Genomic DNA, 19,913 nt, shown 5'->3' on the forward strand with positions numbered 1-19,913 from the left:
GACGTGCTGCCGCATACAGGCCTCGGACCAGGTATATCTTGCCTGGCAGCAAACGAAATGAGTCGCCTACCGCGCGGATTTAAGGCCTCCATTACAAGCGCACCCAACACTTCGCTTGCACGCTTTCACGAGTCCTACACGTTCAGGCCTACGGACGTCTAAGCGAGCTGAAATTTTCCTGACGAAAAGATCTCTTGCATCACGGTACCGTGCAAGTTTCCGTGTATTTTCGTTATAGCCACTTTCCTCCGGACGTCTTAGCATGGCGTTCCCAAGTGTGCTTTTTTGATTGCCTCCGCACTGGGAATGTGCGGCAAGCGGGTTCGTTTTATCGACAACCCGCGGAAGGGCTCTGGGTCCACCAGCTTTTCACTGACAGGGCTTGCATGAACACCGAAACAGGGGCAATTCTCGAACGTCGTCAGGTCATCGCCGCATTGCGCAGTTTCCGCCGCGGCGATTTCAATGTGCGCCTGCCCGAGGACCTGCAAGGTTCCGATGGCGAACTGGCGCAACTGTTCAACGAAGTCGTGGATCTCAACCAGCAGATGACGGCGGAACTCGAGCGCCTCTCCCAGGTGGTCGGCAAGGAAGGCAAGATCACCCAGCGCGGACGGGTCAAGGCCGCTACCGGCGGGTGGGAAAACGCCATCCTCGCGGTGAACGAGTTGATCGAGGACATGGTGCAGCCCACCACAGAAGTGGCCCGCGTCATCGGTGCGGTGGCCAAAGGCGATCTGTCGCAATCGATGACGGTGGAAATCGACGGGCGCCCGCTGCGCGGTGAATTCCTGCGCATCGGCAAGGTGGTCAACACCATGGTGGAGCAGCTTGCCTCCTTCGCCTCGGAAGTGACGCGCGTGGCGCGCGAAGTGGGTACCGAAGGCAAGCTCGGCGGCCAGGCACGCGTGGTGGGCGTAGCCGGCACCTGGAAGGACCTCACCGACAACGTCAACGCCATGGCCACCAATCTTACCGGCCAGGTACGCAACATCGCGGAGGTGACGACGGCGGTGGCCTCGGGCGATCTTTCCAAGAAGATCACCGTGGAAGTGAAAGGCGAAATCCTGGAGCTGAAAAACACCATCAACACCATGGTGGACCAGCTCAACTCCTTCGCCTCGGAAGTGACGCGCGTGGCGCGCGAAGTGGGTACCGAAGGCAAGCTCGGTGGCCAGGCTCGCGTGGAAGGCGTGGCCGGCACCTGGAAGGACCTCACCGACAACGTCAACCTGATGGCCGACAACCTCACCGGCCAGGTGCGCAACATCGCCGAAGTCACCACCGCGGTGGCCTCCGGCGACCTGTCCAAGAAGATCACGGTGGACGTCAAGGGTGAAATCCTTGAACTGAAGAACACCATCAACGTGATGGTGGACCAGCTCAACGGCTTCGCCTCCGAGGTGACGCGCGTGGCTCGCGAGGTGGGTACCGAAGGCAAGCTCGGCGGCCAGGCGCAAGTGCTTGGTGTGGCGGGCACCTGGAAAGACCTGACCGACAACGTCAACCTGATGGCCGACAACCTCACCGGCCAGGTGCGCAACATCGCCGAAGTCACCACCGCAGTGGCCTCCGGCGATCTTTCCAAGAAGATCACCGTAGACGTCAAGGGCGAGATCCTGGAGCTGAAGAACACCATCAACGTGATGGTGGACCAGCTCAACGGCTTCGCCTCCGAGGTGACGCGCGTGGCGCGCGAGGTGGGTACCGAAGGCAAGCTCGGCGGCCAGGCGCAGGTGCCCGGTGTGGCGGGCACCTGGAAAGACCTGACCGACAACGTCAACCTGATGGCCGACAACCTTACCGGCCAGGTGCGCAATATCGCCGAGGTGACCACCGCCGTGGCGCGAGGCGATCTTTCCAAGAAGATCACCGTGGACGTGAAAGGTGAAATTCTTGAATTGAAGAACACCATCAACACCATGGTGGACCAGCTCAACTCCTTCGCCTCGGAGGTGACGCGCGTGGCGCGCGAAGTAGGTTCCGAAGGCAAGCTGGGCGGTCAGGCGCGCGTGGAAGGTGTCGGCGGCACCTGGAAAGACCTGACCGACAACGTCAACCTGATGGCCGGCAACCTCACCGGTCAGGTGCGCAATATCGCCGAGGTCACCACCGCCGTGGCGCGCGGCGACCTGTCCAAGAAGATCACCGTGGACGTGAAGGGAGAAATCCTTGAGCTGAAGATCACCATCAACACGATGGTGGACCAGCTCAACTCCTTCGCCTCGGAAGTCAGCCGCGTGGCGCGCGAAGTAGGCTCGGAAGGCAAGCTGGGCGGCCAGGCCCAAGTGATCGGCGTGGGCGGCACCTGGAAAGACCTGACCCAGAACGTCAACGCCATGGCCGCCAATCTCACCGGCCAGGTGCGCAATATCGCCGAGGTGACTACCGCGGTGGCGCTGGGCGACCTGTCCAAGAAAATCACCGTGGACGTGAAGGGCGAAATCCTGGAGCTGAAGAACACCATCAACACGATGGTGGACCAGCTCAACTCCTTCGCCTCGGAAGTGACGCGCGTGGCGCGCGAAGTGGGTACCGAAGGCAAGCTCGGCGGCCAGGCGCAAGTGCGCGGTATTGCCGGTACCTGGAAGGACCTGACCGACAACGTCAACCTGATGGCCGACAACCTCACCGGCCAGGTGCGCAACATCGCGGAAGTCACCACGGCCGTGGCGCGTGGCGATCTGTCCAAGAAAATCACCGTGGACGTGAAAGGCGAAATCCTGGAGCTGAAAAACACCATCAACACCATGGTGGATCAGCTCAACTCCTTCGCCTCGGAAGTGACGCGCGTGGCACGCGAGGTAGGCACCGAGGGCAAACTCGGTGGCCAGGCCCAGGTACCCGGCGTCGGTGGCACCTGGAAGGACCTGACCGACAACGTGAACCTGATGGCGACCAACCTCACCAACCAGGTGCGCGGCATTGCCGAAGTGGTGACCGCGGTGGCGCAAGGCAACCTCAAGCGCAAACTGACGGTGGACGCCAAGGGCGAAATCGCCTCGCTCGCCGAAACCTTCAACGGCATGATCGAAACCCTGGCCACCTTCGCCGACCAAGTCACCAACATGGCGCGCGAAGTGGGTATCGAAGGCAAACTCGGCGGCCAGGCGCGCGTGCCCGGCGCAGCAGGCCTGTGGCGTGACCTTACCGATAACGTGAACCAGCTGGCCGCCAACCTGACCAACCAGGTCCGTTCGATCGCCGACGTGGCCACCGCCGTAACCAAGGGCGACCTGTCGCGTTCGATCGCGGTGGAAGCTTCCGGCGAAATGGCCTCGCTGAAGGACAACATCAACGAGATGATCCGCAACCTCAAGGACCAGACCTTGAAGAACGCGGAACAGGACTGGCTGAAAACCAATCTCGCCCGCTTCTCCCGCATGCTGCAAGGCGAGCGCGACCTGGCTACGGTTTCCAACCTGATCATGTCGGAACTCGCACCGCTGGTGAACGCGCAGTATGGCGTGTTCTACGTAGCGCGCCGCGAAGAAAACGAAACCGTGCTGGACCTGGTCGCCAGCTACGGCGCGGGAAACCGCGATAGCTTAAGGCCCACCTTCAAGCTGCGCGAAGGCCTGATCGGACAGTGCGCGGTCGACAAGCGGGCGATCCTGCTGTCGGATGTGCCGGGGGACTTCATTCGCATCCACTCCGGCTTGGGTCAGGCCGCGCCGTCCAGCATCGCCGTGCTGCCCGCGCTGTTCGAGAACGACGTAAAAGCCGTGATCGAGCTGGCCTCCTTCAGCCGCTTCAACGAAACGCACCAGAGCTTTCTCGACCAGCTGATGGAATCGATCGGCATCGTGCTCAACACGATCGCCGCTACCATGCGCACCGAAGGCCTGTTGAAGCAATCGCAGCTGCTCACGCAAGAGCTGCAGGCGCGGCAAACCGAGCTGACCACCAAACAGGAAGAGCTGCATACCACCAACGAGGAGCTGCAGGAAAAGGCACAGCTTCTGGAAAACGAAAAGAAGCAGGTGGAGGCCAAGAACTTCGAAATCGAGCTCGCCCGCCGCGCGGTGGAAGAAAAGGCGGAGCAGCTTTCGCTCACTTCGAAATACAAGTCCGAGTTCCTGGCCAACATGAGTCACGAGCTGCGCACGCCGCTGAACTCGCTGCTCATCCTTTCGCGCCTGCTGGCCGACAACCCGCAGGGCAACCTCAACGAAAAGCAGATCGAGTTCGCGCGCACCATCCACTCGGCGGGCTCGGACCTGCTCAGCCTGATCAACGACATCCTGGACCTGTCCAAGATCGAATCCGGCACGGTGTCGATCGAAGTCGGCGACATGTCGATGAACAGCCTGAAACAGCATATGGAGCGCACCTTCCGTCAGCTGGCGGCCGACAAGAACCTGGATTTCCAGGTGGATTTCAGCCCCGAGCTGCCGGCCTCCATCCGCACTGACGAAAAGCGCCTGCAGCAGATCATGCTCAATCTGCTGTCGAACGCCTTCAAGTTCACCTCGCAGGGCAGCGTCACGCTGGCCGTCAATCGCGCGCAGGAAGGCTGGAGCACCAACCATCCGGTGCTGCGCGATGTGGATTGCACCATCGAGATTGCCGTCACCGACACCGGCATCGGCATTCCCAAGGACAAGCAGAAGCTGATCTTCGAAGCGTTCCAGCAGGCCGACGGCACCACCAGCCGCAAATACGGCGGCACCGGCCTGGGATTGTCGATCAGCCGGGAAATCGCCCGCCTGCTGGGTGGCGAACTGCAAGTGCGCTCCACGCCCGGCCAAGGCTCCACCTTCACCCTGTTCGTCCCGCTGGAGCTGCCTTCGCACGCGGCCTCTTCCTCCAACATCGGCAATGCACGCTATGACAACAGCGGCGCCAGTGTGCCCAACGCGCTGCCGGCACCGATGGAGGTAACCGACGATCGCGATACGATCGACGATTCTCCGTTCGTGCTGATCATCGAGGACGATCCCACCTTCGCTTCGATCCTGCTCGACATCGCGCGCGACACCGGACTCAAGGGCATAGTCTCGACCGCCGGTGCCGGCACGCTGGCACTGGCGCGCAAGCTGCGCCCCAGCGCAATCACCCTGGACCTTGGCCTCTCGGACATCGATGGTTTCGTGCTGCTGGATTTGCTCAAGCACGATCCTCACACCATGCACGTGCCGATCCATATCATTTCCGGCGCCGACAACCTGCAGTCGGATCAATCGCTGAGCGAGTACCCGGTGACGGAAAAACCCGCCACGCTTGAGCACCTGACCACGGTGTTCAACGATCTTGCCAGGTATATACGCCACACGCCGATATCGCCCTCGCCCCTTACTGCCGATGGCGCCAGCCTTCCGGTGACGGGCCTACGCGCTGTCCCCGAGCTGGCGGGGGCAAAAATCCTGATCGTCGATGACGATATCCGCAATATCTATTCGCTCACCAGCGTGCTGGAGAACTATGATGTGCAGGTGTTGCATGCCGAGCGTGGGCGGGACGGCATTCTCATTCTCGAACAAACGCCGGGCATCGACCTTGCGCTGATCGACATCATGATGCCCGAGATGGACGGCTACGAAACCATGCAGCAGATTCGTGCGCTGCCCAAGCTGGCTCGCGTACCGCTGATTGCGGTCACCGCCAAGGCGATGAAGGGCGACCGGCAAAAATGCCTGGACGCCGGGGCTTCCGACTACATCGCCAAGCCGGTCGACATCGAGTTGCTGCTCGCGCTGCTGCGCGTCTGGATAATACGGTCGCGCGAACGCGCATCGACGCCTCCCCGCACGTTGAACCTGGTGCTGGAGAATAGTCCATGAATTTCTCTCCTTCGTCGTCTACCTCCGTGACCTCCAGCGAGGTACCGCTATCGAACACCCCCCGTGCGCGGGTTCTGCTAGTGGACGATGACGAGCGCAACCTGCATGCAATCAAGACCGTACTGGAAGACATTGCGGAGGTGGTGCTCGCCGGTTCGGGCGAGGAAGCGCTGCGACAATTGTTGAAGGGGGATTTCGCAGTCATCCTGCTGGATGTCTATATGCCGGGCATGGACGGATACGAAACCGCGCAGCTGATTCGCGCGCGCGAACAGACCAAGCGCATTCCGATCATTTTCCTCTCCGCCGTCAACAAAGAAGTGGAGCATTTGCTGCATGGCTATGCGATGGGCGCGGTGGATTATGTGTTCAAGCCGGTCGAACCCGTCGTGCTGCAATCGAAGGTGGCGGTGTTCGTCGACTTGTTCATGATGCGGCGAGAAGTGCAAGTGAAAGCCCTGCAGGAGCAGGAACTGGAATCGCAATTGCTGCATGCACGCAAGATGGATGCGCTCGGCCAGATCACCGGCGGTATAGCGCATGATTTCAACAATCTTCTTGCGGCGGTACTGGGCGGGCTGGAAATGCTGGAGATGCGCGTACCAATGGCGCCCGAGCATGGCAAGCTTTTCGCCATCACGCGCCGCGCCGCCGAACAGGGCGCAGCCCTGGTTACACGCCTGCTGGCCTTTGCGCGCAAGCAGAAGCTGCAACCGGCCAGTATCGATATCGCGACGCTTTCCACCGCCGTCACGCAACTGCTGGAACACACGCTCGGCGGCCTGGTAACGCTTGAGTGGGAACGGCAAGAACATCTCTGGCATCCCTACGCCGACGCAGGGCAGTTGGAACTGGCCGTGGTAAACCTGGCAATCAATGCCCGCGATGCCATGCCCGAAGGCGGCACGATACGCATAAGCGGCAGAAATGCGCATGGCGGCCATAACGGCCTGGCCGACGGCGATTATGTGGTGCTGGCCATATCCGACACGGGCATAGGCATCTCACCGAATGATCTCGAACGAGTGGTCGAACCGTTCTTTACCACCAAGGCGCAGGGGAAAGGCACCGGCCTGGGTCTCAGCATGGTTTACGGTTTCGCGCGCCAATCCGGCGGCATGGTGCAGATCGAAAGCCGCCTTGGCCAGGGCACCACGGTGGAGATCTGGCTGCCGCGTGCAGTGGAGTTACCGCAAACCGCCGCGGAAAAACCACGAGCACTGTCAAAACCGGCGCACGCCCAGGTGGGTGGCATGCAGCATATCCTGTTGGTCGATGATCACGACGGAGTGCGCCTGACCACCACCACCTTGCTCGAAGAGCTCGGCTATCGCGTGACCGCCCTGCCCGACGGTGTGCAGGCTGCCGAACTGCCGGAGGAGGAGCTGGAGGCCGTGGACGTATTGATCAGTGACTACGCCATGCCGCTGATGTCCGGGTCCGAGGTCATCCGCAAGCTGCGCGCCAGGAAAAACTCGCTGCCGGCCATCATCATCACCGGTCATGCGGATGCCATCTCGAATATTCCCGACAGCGTGCGAGTGCTCAACAAGCCTTTTACGCTGACCCAGCTGCATGAGGCGATTATAGCGGTGGAGGCTACGCAACCGGCATGAGCGCAGAGCCATCGCAGCTCCCAAAATCGGCTTCTCAGGCTCTGTCCCACAGGAATTCGCTCAGCTTGCGCAACTCATCGAACTGGCTGGCCAGCTCGAAGCTCAGCAGGAAGATGCAAACGTAAAAGGCTCCCTGGTACTTGACCGACCACTCCAGTACCGGAGCGGCAATACGCTGCCGAATCACGGCATGATTGAGCAGCAGGCAGATCACGACGCCTAGAGCAACGCCAGCCAATATATCCGTCGGATAATGCATGCCCAGGTACACGCGCGGGAAGCAGATGAAGGCGATGGTGTAGATAAACGCAACGATGCCCAACCTTCGAGAGGCCAGGTAAACGCCGGTTGCCACCGCGCACCACATCATCGCGTGGTCGCTGGGAAAGGAACTCCACGAACGCATGATGGGAGCCTTGCAGGTGGAGACCTCCGCAGGGAAGTGCATGGCCAAGGCAGGATCGGCAAAGGGGCGCACCCGGAACGGCAGATAATGGGCGAGTAGCCTGCCTATGATTAACGAAAGCATGGTCGCCGCAGCCGTGCAGACGACGATTTCCCGATCGCGGCGCGCATCGGGTCCGTTCCGGAACCAGATCCACCACAGCAAACAGATCAAGCCAAGACCGCGTGTGAAATAGAACTTTTCGATGGCCATCGCCATGTAGTCGAAAAGAGTCGAACGAAACGCGAAGTGGTTGATAAACCGGAGAACGGAAAGATCAAAGGGATTCATTGTGGGCGCAAACTGCTGCAGGGCGGTGACAGCTCTCTGATGTACCCATTGCGCTGTGGTCCAAATGTGAAAAACAGTTTGCTGTAACGGTCGGCTGCAAACCGCATTCGGCCACGGTTTTGCGTTCACGGCCGCGCTCGGCCGCTTTCACGCCTGCACCACGACAAGACAATGAATGCTCAGGCGTCGCCGGTAGGAACGATGGCGACCGTCTCAACCATCAGGATGATCGCCCGCTCGGGCGCCCAGGTGCGATGAAGCGGCCATCGAGTACGAAGAAAAGCGCGTAGGCTGGGATGATAATCCCAGCTTTTCCACACGGCATCCCGATGCCGGGATTGTCATCCCAGCCTACGCTCCATGGATGTTCGGCGCCTCCCAGCACCATTCCGCTGGCCGGAAACATCGTCGGCGAACCGTCTTCTCTCACCGACAGCTTCGTCTGGCGAATGCCGTGCGGATCGGCGCAAATGAAAATGGATGGGATATTTGAGGCAAAGCAGAGGGCGTGGCGACCGGATTTCCTCACATCGGGTCTTTGTCGTAGCGGGTGATGCCTGCCGGCAATTGCACCCACGGATGCCGGCGGCATTCGTAGACGGAATCCTGCGGTGCTGGAAAGCTGGGGTCGGCAAAGGCCCCCACTGCCACCATTACATAGTTGTCATTGCCTACTTCGGTATGAAACACGTTACTGCCGCAGATGGGGCAGAACCGAAAACAAAACTTCGCGCCCTGGTCGCCGGTGCGAACGAACTCGGCGGCCGCACCGCTAACCGTATAGGGCATGGCGAAAGCTGCAAGCGCAGCGAACATGCTGCCTGTTCGTTGCTGGCAGGCCAGGCAGTGGCAAACGCCCGTGCCAAGGATTTCCCCCTGGACTTCTATCCTTAGCTGCCCGCAATAGCAGGAGGCTGTTCTGCTTGACATGACGATGCTCCATGGAGGTTTTGGCAATGCCCAGGACCATCGTGGATGGTACGACGCCGATGGGAAGCATTTCAGCAGTGACCTCTGGCATTGGCTCCTCCTGGACGTTGCCCGCAAGCTGGCACACGCTTTTCTGCTGCGGAGCATGTGAGTGAATGCCTGGCACCGTTCCCTGGTGGCCCTGTTGCTGAGTCTTGCCGCTGCCGGCGCGATCGCGCAACGCACACCGCAGAAGCAGTCATTCGACCTGCACGTGCCGTGGATACCGCAGCCGGTGCAGGTGGATGGCAAGACATCGCTAGTTTATGAGCTACGCGTGACCAACTACGCGCAGGAACCACTGAAGCTGACGCAACTCACCGTACTGGATGCACAAGATCATGTGCTGGCCGAATGGGGGAAAACCGCACTCGACCAGATACTCGGCCGGCCCGACCACCCCGCCGATCACGACAATGCCCTGCTACCGCCCGGCATCTCTGCCATCGCCTTCCTGTCGACTCCCATAGACAGCAGCACGGCAGCTAAAGGCGGCATCAAGCATCGCATCTTGTACGCGACGAGTTCAGGACAGACTTTTCATGTCGAAGGCGGGACCTTCGCGATCGATCCACCCAAGCCATTGCAGTTGGGGCCACCGTTGCGTGGCGGTCCCTGGGTAGCCATCTACGATGCCCGTTGGGAACGTGGCCATCGCCGCGTGCTCTACGCGACCAACGGAACCGTGCACATTCCCGGGCGATTTGCGATCGACTGGATCCTGGTCGGCGACCATGGCGGCTATGCACGTGGCGATGGTGCTACGCCTGCGCAGTGGTTTGGTTACGGCGCCCAGGTGTTGGCCGTTGCTGACGCCGTGGTGGCGTCCACCGGCGAGGGCATTCCTGAAGCCCGCACGCTCGCCGAGGGTGCCGCGCACAAGGTCTCGCTGGAAAATGCGGCAGGCAACTACGTGGCACTGGCACTGGGTGATGGGCGCTACGCGTTTTACGAACATCTCAAGCCGGCCAGCATCACAGTAAAAGCCGGTGACCACGTGCGTCGCGGGCAAGTCATCGGGCAATTGGGCTTTACCGGCGAATCCACCGGCCCCCACCTGCATTTTCATGTCAGCGACGCCAATGCACCGCTCAGCGCGGAGGGCTTGCCCTATGCTCTGGAGCGTTTCCGTGTCCGGGGCACGTACACCTCCATCGAAGCCTTCGATCAGGGAAAGCCGTGGCTGCCCTCGACCAAGACCGAGGCTGATGTCCGCAGGGGTGAATTTCCAGCGCCGTTGATGGTCGTCGATTTCGGCGGTGACGGGTACGTGGAATAGATCAAAGCATCCCTAGCTCCCATGCGGCATGGCTTCGATCCTCACGCCGGCGCGCGTAAAGTATCCTGCCCTTCCGTGATTGTCCCCACCGTTCACCGTTCTGCACAGGAGTTTCCATTCATGGCGGCTTCGCCCTACTCGCCATTGCTCGGCCGACTTGGCATCCGGCTACCCATCGTCCAGGCGCCGATGGCCGGCGTGTCATCGCCCGCCATGGCGGCAGCCGTAAGCAACTGCGGCGGTCTCGGCTCGCTCGGTGTAGGCGCCATGACTGCACCGCAAGCACGGCAAGCGATTCATCAGTTCCGCGAGCTGAGCCAGGGGCCGCTCAACGTGAACGTGTTCGTGCATCGGCCCGCCCAGGCCCATCCGCAAAAGGAAAGCGCATGGCTGCAGCGTCTGGACTCGCAGTTTGGACGTGCCAACGCGCAACCGCCCGCAAACCTGCGCGAGGTCTATACATCCTTTCTTGTCGACGACGACATGCTGGCCATGCTGGTGGAAGAAAAGCCGCAAGTCGTGAGCTTTCACTTCGGCGTACCGCGACCGGACCAGCTCGCGGCGCTGCATGAAGCCGGCATTGTACTGCTGGGTTCGGCCACGAATACACAAGAGGCCAAAGCGCTCGAAACCGCAGGTGTCGATGCCATCGTCGCGCAGGGCTATGAAGCAGGTGGACATCGTGGCGTGTTCGAACCGGATGATGAAGACAGTCGCCTGGGGACATTCGCCCTCACGCGCTTGCTGGTACGCACGCTAGGCATTCCCGTGATCGCGGCGGGCGGCATCATGGATGGTGCCGGCATTGCCGCGGTCATGAAATTAGGCGCGGTAGCCGCGCAATTGGGCACGGCTTTTATCGCCACGGATGAATCGCTGGCGGACCAGGCTTTTCGCGAGCGGTTGTTCAGCGATGCTGCGCATCACACCGTCATGACGCGCGTCATTTCCGGACGACCCGCGCGCAGTCTGGCGAATGACTTCACCCATTGGGGCGCCACCGTGCCCGACAATGCAGTGCCTGACTATCCGATTACTTACGATGCTGGAAAAGCGTTGAATGCGGCGGGCAAGGCTGCGGGCTTGACCGGTTATGGAGCGCAATGGGCTGGACAAGGGGCGCCGTTGGCGCGAGCGTTACCTACGCACGCGTTGATGCGGGAATTGGAGCACGAACTGGAGTTGGCGCTGCATTGAGCGAGTAGGCTGGGATGGCAATCCCAGCATTGCCATACATGCAGCATCGCGAAGCTGGGATTGTCATCCCAGCCTACACGGCATCCCCAAACCTGTAGCAAACTTCCGGCTGCCGCCATCCACGCACAAACCAAGAGGCACGCCGTATGGACCGCATCGACGCCATGAAAGTCTTCGTTACGGCGCTGGATGAAGGCAGCCTTGCCGGTGCAAGCCGAAAGACCGGGCGTTCCGCGGCGGCAGTCAGCCGCGCAATCGCTTTCCTGGAAGCACACGTAGGTGTGCCGCTGCTGCATCGGACTACCCGCTCCATCAAGCTCAGCGAAGCCGGCGAACGCTATGCCATGGCTTGCCGGAAAGTGCTTGCAGATCTGGAAGAAGCGGATCGCCAGGCGGCAGGGGAAAAATCCGTGCCCCGCGGCACGCTTACGATTACCGCCACCGTCTATGCGGGCGTGGAACTGCTGCGTCCGATCGTGGATGCGTTCATGGAGCAATACCCGACCGTCAGTGTGCGGATGTATCTGCTGGAACGGCCGGTCAACCTGATCGACGAAGGCATGGACCTGGCCTTGCGCATCACGCATCTTCCCGATTCGACCCTGGTCGCGCATCGTGTCGGCGAGGTGCGCAGGGTAATCGTGGCCTCACCCCGCTACCTGGCCACGCATCCTCGCATCGATGAACCAGGGGATCTATCCAAGCATCCGGTTATCGCCCTGCAACATAGCGGAGTGGAGTCGTGGACTTTTCCACCGCTTGAAGGCTCGTCAGTCCCACGAGTCGTGCCCGTCGCGCCGCGCCTGATCGTGAACAACGTACGGGCGACGATCGCCTCGACCGTCGAAGGCCATGGCGTTACGCGCCTGCTGTCCTATCACGTAGCCGAAGAAATCAAGCAGGGGCTGCTGCGCATCGTACTTGCGGATGCGGAGCAGGCGCCGATTCCGGTGCATGTCGTAGCACCGTATGGACGTCTTTCCGTACCGAAAGTGCGCGCTTTCGTCGACTTCGCCCTGCCCCGCCTACGCACGCAATTCGCAAGCCTGGCCAGGGATGTGGAAACCAAGCCGCAGGCACCGATTCCACCGCGCCGCGGAAGAATGTCTGCCGGATAGCAGGGATTCGCTAATCCACGCGATGAGCCTAGATTGAAGGCGTCGGCGCTCCACAACTGATTGGTAGCGCGCTGGCTTCCCTTTCTTCAGAGGTCATCAGCATGAACAGCTCACGCAAAGTCGCCGTCGTTACCGGCGCATCCCAAGGTATTGGCGCAGGCCTGGTCAAGGCATTTCGCGATCGCGACTATCGCGTCGTGGCCAACTCGCGCTCCATCAAGCCGTCCGGCGATCCTGACGTGCTGGCTGTTGCCGGCGACATTTCCGATCGCGCCGTGGCAGAGCGCATTGTGAAGGAAGCGATGGCTCGCTTTGGCCGCATCGATACGCTGGTCAACAACGCCGGCATCTTCATTGCCAAGCCGTTTACTGCCTACACCGCCGAGGATTACGCCAACATATTGGGGATCAACGTCAATGGCTTCTTCCATATCACGCAGCTGGCCATCGCCGAGATGGAGAAGCAGCGCAGCGGCCACATCGTCAACGTCACCACGACGCTGGCCGAATATGCCATCGACGGTGTGCCCTCGGTACTGGCTTCGCTGACCAAGGGTGGCCTCAATGCAGCGACCAAGTCGCTCGCCATCGAGTACGCCAAGCGCGGTGTTCGCGTCAACGCAGTAGCGCCGGGCGTGATCAAGACTCCGATGCATGCGCCCGAAACCCATGCCGCACTGGCCTCGTTGCATCCGGTCGGCCGCCTGGGAGAGGTCAGCGACGTCACGGACGCCGTGCTGTTCCTGGAATCTGCGGGTTTCGTCACCGGCGAGATCCTGCACGTCGACGGTGGCCAGAGCGCTGGTCACTAATAACCGACATGGGGCGGGCGCGATGCCCGCCTAATGCCAAAGAGCTTGTAGGCTGGGATGGCAATCCCAGCATTAGGACGCAACCTAGCAAGCTGGGATTAGCATCCCAGCCTACGAACTGGGGCTGGGGCGGATTGCCGGTGCCCGAGTACCGAAAGCAGCGGCAGGCTAAGCAGAACTAACCACGTGATCGCGCCCGCGCCCTCTATCGGCGATCGTCAAGCACCTATACCTATTGCTCACATGCGCATGTGATTTTCTTCATTATTGAAGGATGTCTTACCGCATCGTCAATCGACAGCAACAAAATCGTCATACGCAACTTCTAGTTTGAACGAGTCCCCCAACGCTCTTCCGTGACGCATGTTCCGCATGCGTCCAGGGCGAGTTTTTCCCAATCGAGGCTCGTTTCATGCAACGTTCAAGTTTAACTAAGGCAATCCTAAGCTGTATGGCAATCGTTGGTCTTGGTGCCTGGTGTGCACCCGGTTACGCGGGGGATCAAAGTACGCCTTCCGCTGCAGCGCATGGACCGTCCAACACCAATGCCCCTGCAGCCACGGACAGCGACGACGAACAGCCCGAGAACAGGAAAAAGCCGAAGGATCTGCAGGGTGTGCATGTGGTAGCGCCGCGCACTACCGAGGAAATGGCCCGCTTTACCCAGCAAAACGCGCCCAACCTGATCAATATCCGCACCGGCGACGAGATCCGATCGTTGCCCGACGTCAACACCGCTGAAGCAGTTCGCCGTATTCCCGGCGTGTCGATGGAGACCGACGAAGGCGAAGGCCGTTACGTCAATATTCGTGGTTTTGACGCGGACTTAAACGGCATCAGCTATGCCGGCGTGCGCCTGCTGCCCACCAATAATGCATCGCCGTTCGGCGGCTATCGCGCCGTGGCATTGGATTCCATCCCGACCGGCTTCATTGGCGCGGTCAACGTAACCAAGTCGAACCTGCCCAGCCAGGATGCCGAAGCGCTAGGCGGCACGATCGAAGTATTGCCCAAGACGGCACCGGAAGAGCAAGGCTCGTTCCTCGAAGGCGACGTGGGCGGCGGCTATGAACCGTTGCGCGGCACCGGCGTAAGCAACTTCTCTCTTACCGGTGGCGGCCGTTACGGCCCCTTCTCGATCTCGCTGACCGCTTCCAGTCACGTCGACTCGCGCGGCATCGATGACGTGGAGCCAGCCTATTTCAACGACAGCGCGCATCCCTACCAGGCAGTCAACGACATCGAACAGCGCGACTACGAACTGCATCGCCGCCGCCATGGCTATGCCGTCGACATGAGCTATCAACCCGACGATGACAACCAGTGGTACTTCCGTGCTTTCGAAGCCGGCTACACGGAAAAATACAAGCGCCAGTATTTCGACGTCATCCCCGACGGCAACACCACGGTGTCGTCGAACGGCATGCTGCAGGATACGCTGACCTTCCCCAACGCCATCACCAAGTCGCTGCGCGACGAACAGGAAACTTCGCGCGAGCATTTCTACATGCTTGGCGGCCAGAACGAATTCAAAGGTAGCGAAACCACCATCGACTATCACATCGCCTACGTCGAGGGCACTTACAAGAAGCCCTATGACTACAACTCCACCTTCACCTACAACTCGCCGGCCGGATCGCAAGGCCAGGTCACTTATGGCCCCACCGGCCCGGGCAATGTTCCCTTGTATACCATCTCCGGCGCACCAGGCTACCTGGACCCGGCGAACTACACGCTGACATCCATCAACAACAGCACAGCGTACAACTTCGATCGTGAGATGACTTACGCCATTAACTCCAAGACGGACGTCAATTGGGGCAGTCTCAGCGATGAATCGATCAACTTCGGCCTGAGCGTACGCCAGCGTCACAAGCAAACCAATTCGCAACCGTATGCCGTGGCAAGCACACCGATTTCCTTGAGCAGCGTATCGAGTGGCACGCCGGAGACCTACTACGACGGCAATTACCAGAACGGTCAAGACATCATTCCGGGCGCGCTGCAGCACATTTTTGGCTACGGCAGCATCGGGGCCGCCCAGATACTGAGCGCTGAGCAGCAATTCTCCGACGTACACGAAGATGTCTATGCCGGCTACGGCGAGTACATGGGAACCTACGGCAACCTGGGTATCCTGGCTGGCTTTCGCTACGAGCAGACCAATAACCGCACCAACGCGTTCTCCGCCGGCGTCGACGCCAATGGCAATAACTTCGCCAATCCGATCACCAACCGGCATCGTTATCACAACATCTTCCCCAGCGTGCAGTTCCGCTACGACCTGGGCGACGACATGCTGCTGCGCCTGGCTTATTCCTCCACCATCGCCCGCCCCGGCTTCAACCAGAACAGCCCGGCGCTGTCCGTGGATCTGGGCTCGGGCATCGTGACCACCGGCAACCCGTCGCTCAAGCCCGCCACGGCAAACAGCGTGGACTTCAGCTTCGAGAAATACCTGCCCGGTGGCGGCATCGCGTCCATCGGGGTGTTCGACAAGGAAATCTCCAACTACATCGTTGCCGCACAAACCACCGCGTCGTTCGATACCAGCGTGCTGCCCGGCAATCCCCAACCGCTGCGCGTCTATACCTACCAGAATGCCGGTTCGTCCTTTGCGCGCGGCCTGGAACTGAACTGGAACCAGCAGTTCCGCGGCCTGCCGGACTGGCTGCAGGGCCTGGGCGCCGGCGCCAACTACACCTGGGTGGATTCGCGCTTTGAGATTCGTCCAGGCGAGTATTCCTTGCTGCCGTCAACCTCGAAGAACACCTGGAACGCTTCGCTGTTCTATAAGCGCGGCGGGCTTTCGGTGAACCTGGCTGCCTATTCGGTCTCGGCCGACCTGTTTGCCATCGGCACCGATCGCACCAGCGACGTGTTCAACGCGAAGCGTACGTCGATGGACTTCGGCGCGAGCTATGAATTTCCGCAGAACTGGTCGATCTATTTCGATGTGAAGAACCTGCTGAACACGCCGCATGCGTTCTATCAGGGTACACCGAACCGTCCGATCCAGCGCGAGTTCTACGACTTGACTTATCTGGCGGGGATTCGGTTCCAGTTCTGAACGGGCCAAGGATAAAAAAAGCCGGGTCACCATCTAGCCCCTCCCCTACCGTTCATGGGGGAGGGGCCAACAAACACGTCACCCGGATGACCTTGTCATGAATTTGCAAGCTTGTTCAGGCTTGCTTAGCCGTTACCGCACGACATTTGCAGCGCACGCCATGAAAATCCTGCTGGTTGAAGATGATATGGATACGCGATCGTATGTGTCCTCGGGACTGCAGGCGCGCGGGCATTGCGTTGACGAGAGCGGCAATGGCAGCGATGGCCTTTCGCGCGCAAGCGCGCAAGAATACGACGTGATCATTCTCGATCGCATGCTGCCCGCGGTCGATGGCATGAACGTATTGCGAACCCTGCGTAACAGCGGCACCCATGCGCGGGTCTTGATGCTCACGGCGCTGGGCGACGTGGATGCCCGCATCGAGGGCATGGAGGCCGGTGCCGACGATTATCTCGGTAAGCCGTTTGCGCTGAGCGAACTGATCGCGCGGCTCAACGCCATCTGCCGCCGCAGCGCTTATACGAGCGCGGCCACTACGCTGCGAGTGGGCGATCTGGAACTCGACCTGATTACCCAGCGCGTTTTCCGCGCCGGGCGCCAGATCCATTTGCAACCGCGTGAATGGGATTTGCTCAAGTACTTCGCCTTGAATGCAGACGAAGTGATTACCCGCACCATGCTGCTGGAGCACGTATGGGGCTTCCAGTCGTCGTTCCAGAGCAATCTGGTCGATACGCATATCTGCCGGCTACGCGGCAAGATCGAGCGCGATTTCTTCGGGCCGCGCCTGCTGCGCACGGTACGGGGCGAAGGCTACATGCTGTGCGGAAAACAAGATCACTGATGACTGCCCCTGCGAGTTCCGGCCTTGGCGCACGCTTGCTCAAGAGCGCCGCATTCCGTCTGGCGGCACTGCAGGCTTTCTTGTTCGCGCTGGCAGCCTTGGCGTTGTTCCTGGTGTCCTGGCTGGCTGCGCGCAACTACATCGAAAACCAGTTGCGCCAAGACATCTCCGACGAGACCAGCGAAGTAGTCGCCCAGCCGGCCAATCTACGCGCCAATTCGGTGCGCAGAGCGTTGGCCAGAGCGCCACGCAATCCCTACGACTACAGCTTGTTCGAACGCGACCACACGCTGATCGCTGGCGATGTGCTGCACGAGCCGGCAATTGGCTGGAGCACGGTGGAACAACGCGAAGAGCATGTGGGAGGCGACGAATATGTTCGCCACATGCTGGTATTGGGCACCGTCCTGGAGGATGGCCGCGTGCTGGCGGTGGGCCGCGACCTGGCGAGTGTCGAGCAGTTGGATGCCCTGCTGAAACAGACATTCACCTGGGCCAGCCTCGCCGTGGTCCTGCTAGCGCTGGCAGGTGGTATGGTCACCTCGCTCAGCTATTTGCGGCGCGTGGAAGTGATCGCCACTGCCGCCTCCCGCATTGCAGCAGGCGACCTTGGGGCGCGCGTAGCGATAACCCGGCGTGGCGACGAGTTCGATCGCCTTGCTGTGTCGCTGAACAGCATGCTGGAACGCATCCAGACCCTGGTCGAAGGGCTGCGCCAGGTGTCGAGCGATATCGCACATGACTTGCGCACCCCGCTCACCCATCTGCGCCAGCGGCTGGAGGCCGCGATGCAGGAAGCCACCAGCGTCGAAAGCTATGACAAGGCTTGCGAGCGCGCCCTCACGGACGTCGACAGCGTGCTGGAGACCTTCGGCGCCCTGCTTCGCATTGCCAAAGTCGAGAGTCGCCAGCGGCGGGCCGGCTTTGCCGGCGTGGCGCTTTCCCCCTTGCTGGAGCGCCTGGCGGAAGACTATCGCCCCCTGGTGGAGGACGTCGGGCGTATGCTCCACGCCGATATCGCCCAAGGGGTCCACGTGCATGGCGACGCCTTGCTGCTTACGCAAATGTTCGTCAACCTGATCGAGAACGCCTTGCGCCATACCCCGCCCGGCACGCCGGTCCGCCTGAAGCTTGAAGCTTTAGATAAGGTTTGCCGGGTCATCATTGAAGATGCCGGTCCGGGCATCCCCGCACACGAACGCAGCCGCGTCTTGAAGCGTTTCGTGCGCCTGGATGCTTCACGCACCACCCCCGGCAACGGTCTGGGCCTGGCCCTGGTCGCAGCGGTAGCCGATCTGCACGAGATCAGGCTGACGCTCGCCGATGCCGGCCCCGGTTTGCGCGTGCAGTTGGATTTCACTTACCCCCAAAACTTCACCAAGGGAGTCTCCCCATGAACAAGAACATCGTGCAGGCATTTGCCCTGGCAGGCCTGCTTTGCACGCCGCTATGGGCTGCGGCGCAAAGCTCCAATGCCTACAAGCTCACGCATCAATATGCGCTCGGCGGTACGGGTAGCTGGGACTACCTGAGCCTGGACGAGGCTGGGCATCGCCTGTTCATTGCGCGCGACGACCGGGTGATGGTGGCCGATCCGGCCAGCGGCAAGCTGCTCAAGGAAATTCCAGGCATGCAGCACGTGCACGGCGTGGCATTGGTACCCAGCCTGCATCGCGCCTATGCCAGCAACGGCCATGGCAACAACGTCAGCGTGATCGATCTGGATACCCTCAAGGTCACCGGCCATATCGCCATCAGCGGCAAGGACCCGGATGCCATCATCTACGATGCGGCTACCTCGCACGTCCTGACCATGAACGGCGACAGCAACAACATCAGCGTGATCGATCCGGCCAGCGGCAAGGAGCTGAGCACGATCGCACTGGATGGCAACCCGGAATTCGCCGTCAGTGACGGCCAGGGCAATGTCTACAACAACATCGAAGACAAGGCCGAGCTGGCGCATATCGACATCAAGGCGGGCAAGGTGTTGCACACCTGGTCGCTGGCACCGTGCGAAGGGCCGACCGGTTTGGCGCTGGACGCAGCGAACAAGCGGCTGTTTTCCGCCTGTGCCAATGGCTGGCTAATTGTCACCGACGCGACGGACGGCCATCAGGTCGCCAAGCTGCCGATCGGCAAGCGGCCCGATGCCGCGGCCTACGACCCTCAGACGCATGACGTCTTCGCTTCCAGCCGTGATGGCGTGCTCAACGTGTATCACCAGGATTCGGCGGATCAGTACTCCAAGGTGGTGGATGTGCCGACCATGAAGAGCGCGCGCACCATGGCGCTGGATACGGCGTCGAACCAGGTCTACCTGGTGGGTGCGAAGGTAGCGGAGAAAGGCAAGCCGGTAAGTGGGTTTACCTTGCTGGTGGTAGGGAAGCCCTAAGCACAGACCCATGCCTCACCCCCCTGCCCGCACCTGATTAGCGTCGAGTCTCAGCTGGGTTTCGCAAATCCTGCTCGGTCCTGGAGCAGGA

Annotated in this window: 12 protein-coding genes; 10 read left to right on the forward strand and 2 right to left on the reverse strand. The window is 60.8% G+C overall.

The window, feature by feature from the left end:
* The first annotated feature begins 386 nt into the window (after positions 1-386).
* Positions 387-5,783, forward strand: a complete 5,397-nt coding sequence (locus QQJ96_RS11990; RefSeq protein ID WP_284332238.1) for a HAMP domain-containing protein — start codon at positions 387-389, stop codon at positions 5,781-5,783.
* Positions 5,780-7,399 (forward strand): response regulator, encoded by a 1,620-nt coding sequence (locus QQJ96_RS11995; protein ID WP_284332239.1) that lies wholly within the window; start codon positions 5,780-5,782, stop codon positions 7,397-7,399. The genes QQJ96_RS11990 and QQJ96_RS11995 overlap by 4 nt, the downstream gene beginning before the upstream one ends.
* Before the next feature lie 34 nt (positions 7,400-7,433).
* Here QQJ96_RS11995 and QQJ96_RS12000 read toward each other — a convergent pair whose 3' ends face one another.
* A complete protein-coding gene (locus QQJ96_RS12000; RefSeq protein WP_284332240.1) occupies positions 7,434-8,264 on the reverse strand; it encodes a phosphatase PAP2 family protein in 831 nt (276 codons plus the stop codon).
* 396 nt (positions 8,265-8,660) lie between these two features.
* Positions 8,661-9,212 carry a GFA family protein gene (locus QQJ96_RS12005; RefSeq protein ID WP_486599109.1) on the reverse strand — a complete coding sequence of 184 codons (552 nt, stop codon included), beginning with the start codon at positions 9,210-9,212 and terminating at the stop codon, positions 8,661-8,663.
* A gap of 4 nt (positions 9,213-9,216) precedes the next feature.
* Here QQJ96_RS12005 and QQJ96_RS12010 point away from each other — a divergent pair, with 4 nt between their 5' ends.
* From QQJ96_RS12010 to QQJ96_RS12045, 8 genes are all read left to right on the forward strand, one after another.
* Positions 9,217-10,383: a M23 family metallopeptidase gene (locus QQJ96_RS12010; RefSeq protein ID WP_284332242.1), complete on the forward strand. Its 1,167-nt coding sequence runs from the start codon at positions 9,217-9,219 to the stop codon at positions 10,381-10,383.
* 120 nt (positions 10,384-10,503) lie between these two features.
* Positions 10,504-11,580 (forward strand): NAD(P)H-dependent flavin oxidoreductase, encoded by a 1,077-nt coding sequence (locus tag QQJ96_RS12015; RefSeq protein ID WP_284332243.1) that lies wholly within the window; start codon positions 10,504-10,506, stop codon positions 11,578-11,580.
* A gap of 146 nt (positions 11,581-11,726) precedes the next feature.
* Complete coding sequence (locus QQJ96_RS12020; RefSeq protein ID WP_284332244.1) at positions 11,727-12,698, forward strand: LysR family transcriptional regulator; 972 nt, start codon at positions 11,727-11,729, stop codon at positions 12,696-12,698.
* A gap of 101 nt (positions 12,699-12,799) precedes the next feature.
* Positions 12,800-13,510: an SDR family NAD(P)-dependent oxidoreductase gene (locus tag QQJ96_RS12025; RefSeq protein ID WP_284332245.1), complete on the forward strand. Its 711-nt coding sequence runs from the start codon at positions 12,800-12,802 to the stop codon at positions 13,508-13,510.
* Positions 13,511-13,961: 451 nt separating this feature from the next.
* The gene (locus QQJ96_RS12030) at positions 13,962-16,580 is read left to right on the forward strand and encodes a TonB-dependent receptor (protein WP_284332246.1); all 2,619 of its coding nucleotides are present in this window, start codon (positions 13,962-13,964) and stop codon (positions 16,578-16,580) included.
* A 160-nt stretch (positions 16,581-16,740) separates the two neighbouring features.
* Positions 16,741-17,427 carry a response regulator transcription factor gene (locus QQJ96_RS12035; protein WP_284332247.1) on the forward strand — a complete coding sequence of 229 codons (687 nt, stop codon included), beginning with the start codon at positions 16,741-16,743 and terminating at the stop codon, positions 17,425-17,427.
* The gene (locus QQJ96_RS12040; RefSeq protein ID WP_284332248.1) at positions 17,427-18,824 is read left to right on the forward strand and encodes a sensor histidine kinase; all 1,398 of its coding nucleotides are present in this window, start codon (positions 17,427-17,429) and stop codon (positions 18,822-18,824) included. Before QQJ96_RS12035 ends, QQJ96_RS12040 begins: the two co-directional genes overlap by 1 nt.
* Entirely contained in the window at positions 18,821-19,822 is a 1,002-nt protein-coding gene (locus QQJ96_RS12045; RefSeq protein ID WP_284332249.1) for a YncE family protein, read from the forward strand. Before QQJ96_RS12040 ends, QQJ96_RS12045 begins: the two co-directional genes overlap by 4 nt.
* The last annotated feature ends 91 nt before the right edge of the window (positions 19,823-19,913 follow it).

The sequence above is a fragment of the Dyella flagellata genome (genome assembly GCF_030160275.1).
Lineage (GTDB): Bacteria > Pseudomonadota > Gammaproteobacteria > Xanthomonadales > Rhodanobacteraceae > Dyella_B > Dyella_B flagellata.

What these genes read in the sequence shown, in the direction of transcription:
- QQJ96_RS12040 (WP_284332248.1), top strand. Translation starts at nt 17,427, where the DNA reads ATGACTGCCCCTGCGAGTTCCGGCCTTGGCGCACGCTTGCTCAAGAGC.
- QQJ96_RS12020 (WP_284332244.1), top strand. Translation starts at nt 11,727, where the DNA reads ATGGACCGCATCGACGCCATGAAAGTCTTCGTTACGGCGCTGGATGAA.
- QQJ96_RS12025 (WP_284332245.1), top strand. Translation starts at nt 12,800, where the DNA reads ATGAACAGCTCACGCAAAGTCGCCGTCGTTACCGGCGCATCCCAAGGT.
- QQJ96_RS11995 (WP_284332239.1), top strand. Translation starts at nt 5,780, where the DNA reads ATGAATTTCTCTCCTTCGTCGTCTACCTCCGTGACCTCCAGCGAGGTA.
- QQJ96_RS12030 (WP_284332246.1), top strand. Translation starts at nt 13,962, where the DNA reads ATGGCAATCGTTGGTCTTGGTGCCTGGTGTGCACCCGGTTACGCGGGG.
- QQJ96_RS12005 (WP_486599109.1), bottom strand. Translation starts at nt 9,212, where the DNA reads ATGCTCCGCAGCAGAAAAGCGTGTGCCAGCTTGCGGGCAACGTCCAGG.
- QQJ96_RS12015 (WP_284332243.1), top strand. Translation starts at nt 10,504, where the DNA reads ATGGCGGCTTCGCCCTACTCGCCATTGCTCGGCCGACTTGGCATCCGG.
- QQJ96_RS12035 (WP_284332247.1), top strand. Translation starts at nt 16,741, where the DNA reads ATGAAAATCCTGCTGGTTGAAGATGATATGGATACGCGATCGTATGTG.
- QQJ96_RS12045 (WP_284332249.1), top strand. Translation starts at nt 18,821, where the DNA reads ATGAACAAGAACATCGTGCAGGCATTTGCCCTGGCAGGCCTGCTTTGC.
- QQJ96_RS11990 (WP_284332238.1), top strand. Translation starts at nt 387, where the DNA reads ATGAACACCGAAACAGGGGCAATTCTCGAACGTCGTCAGGTCATCGCC.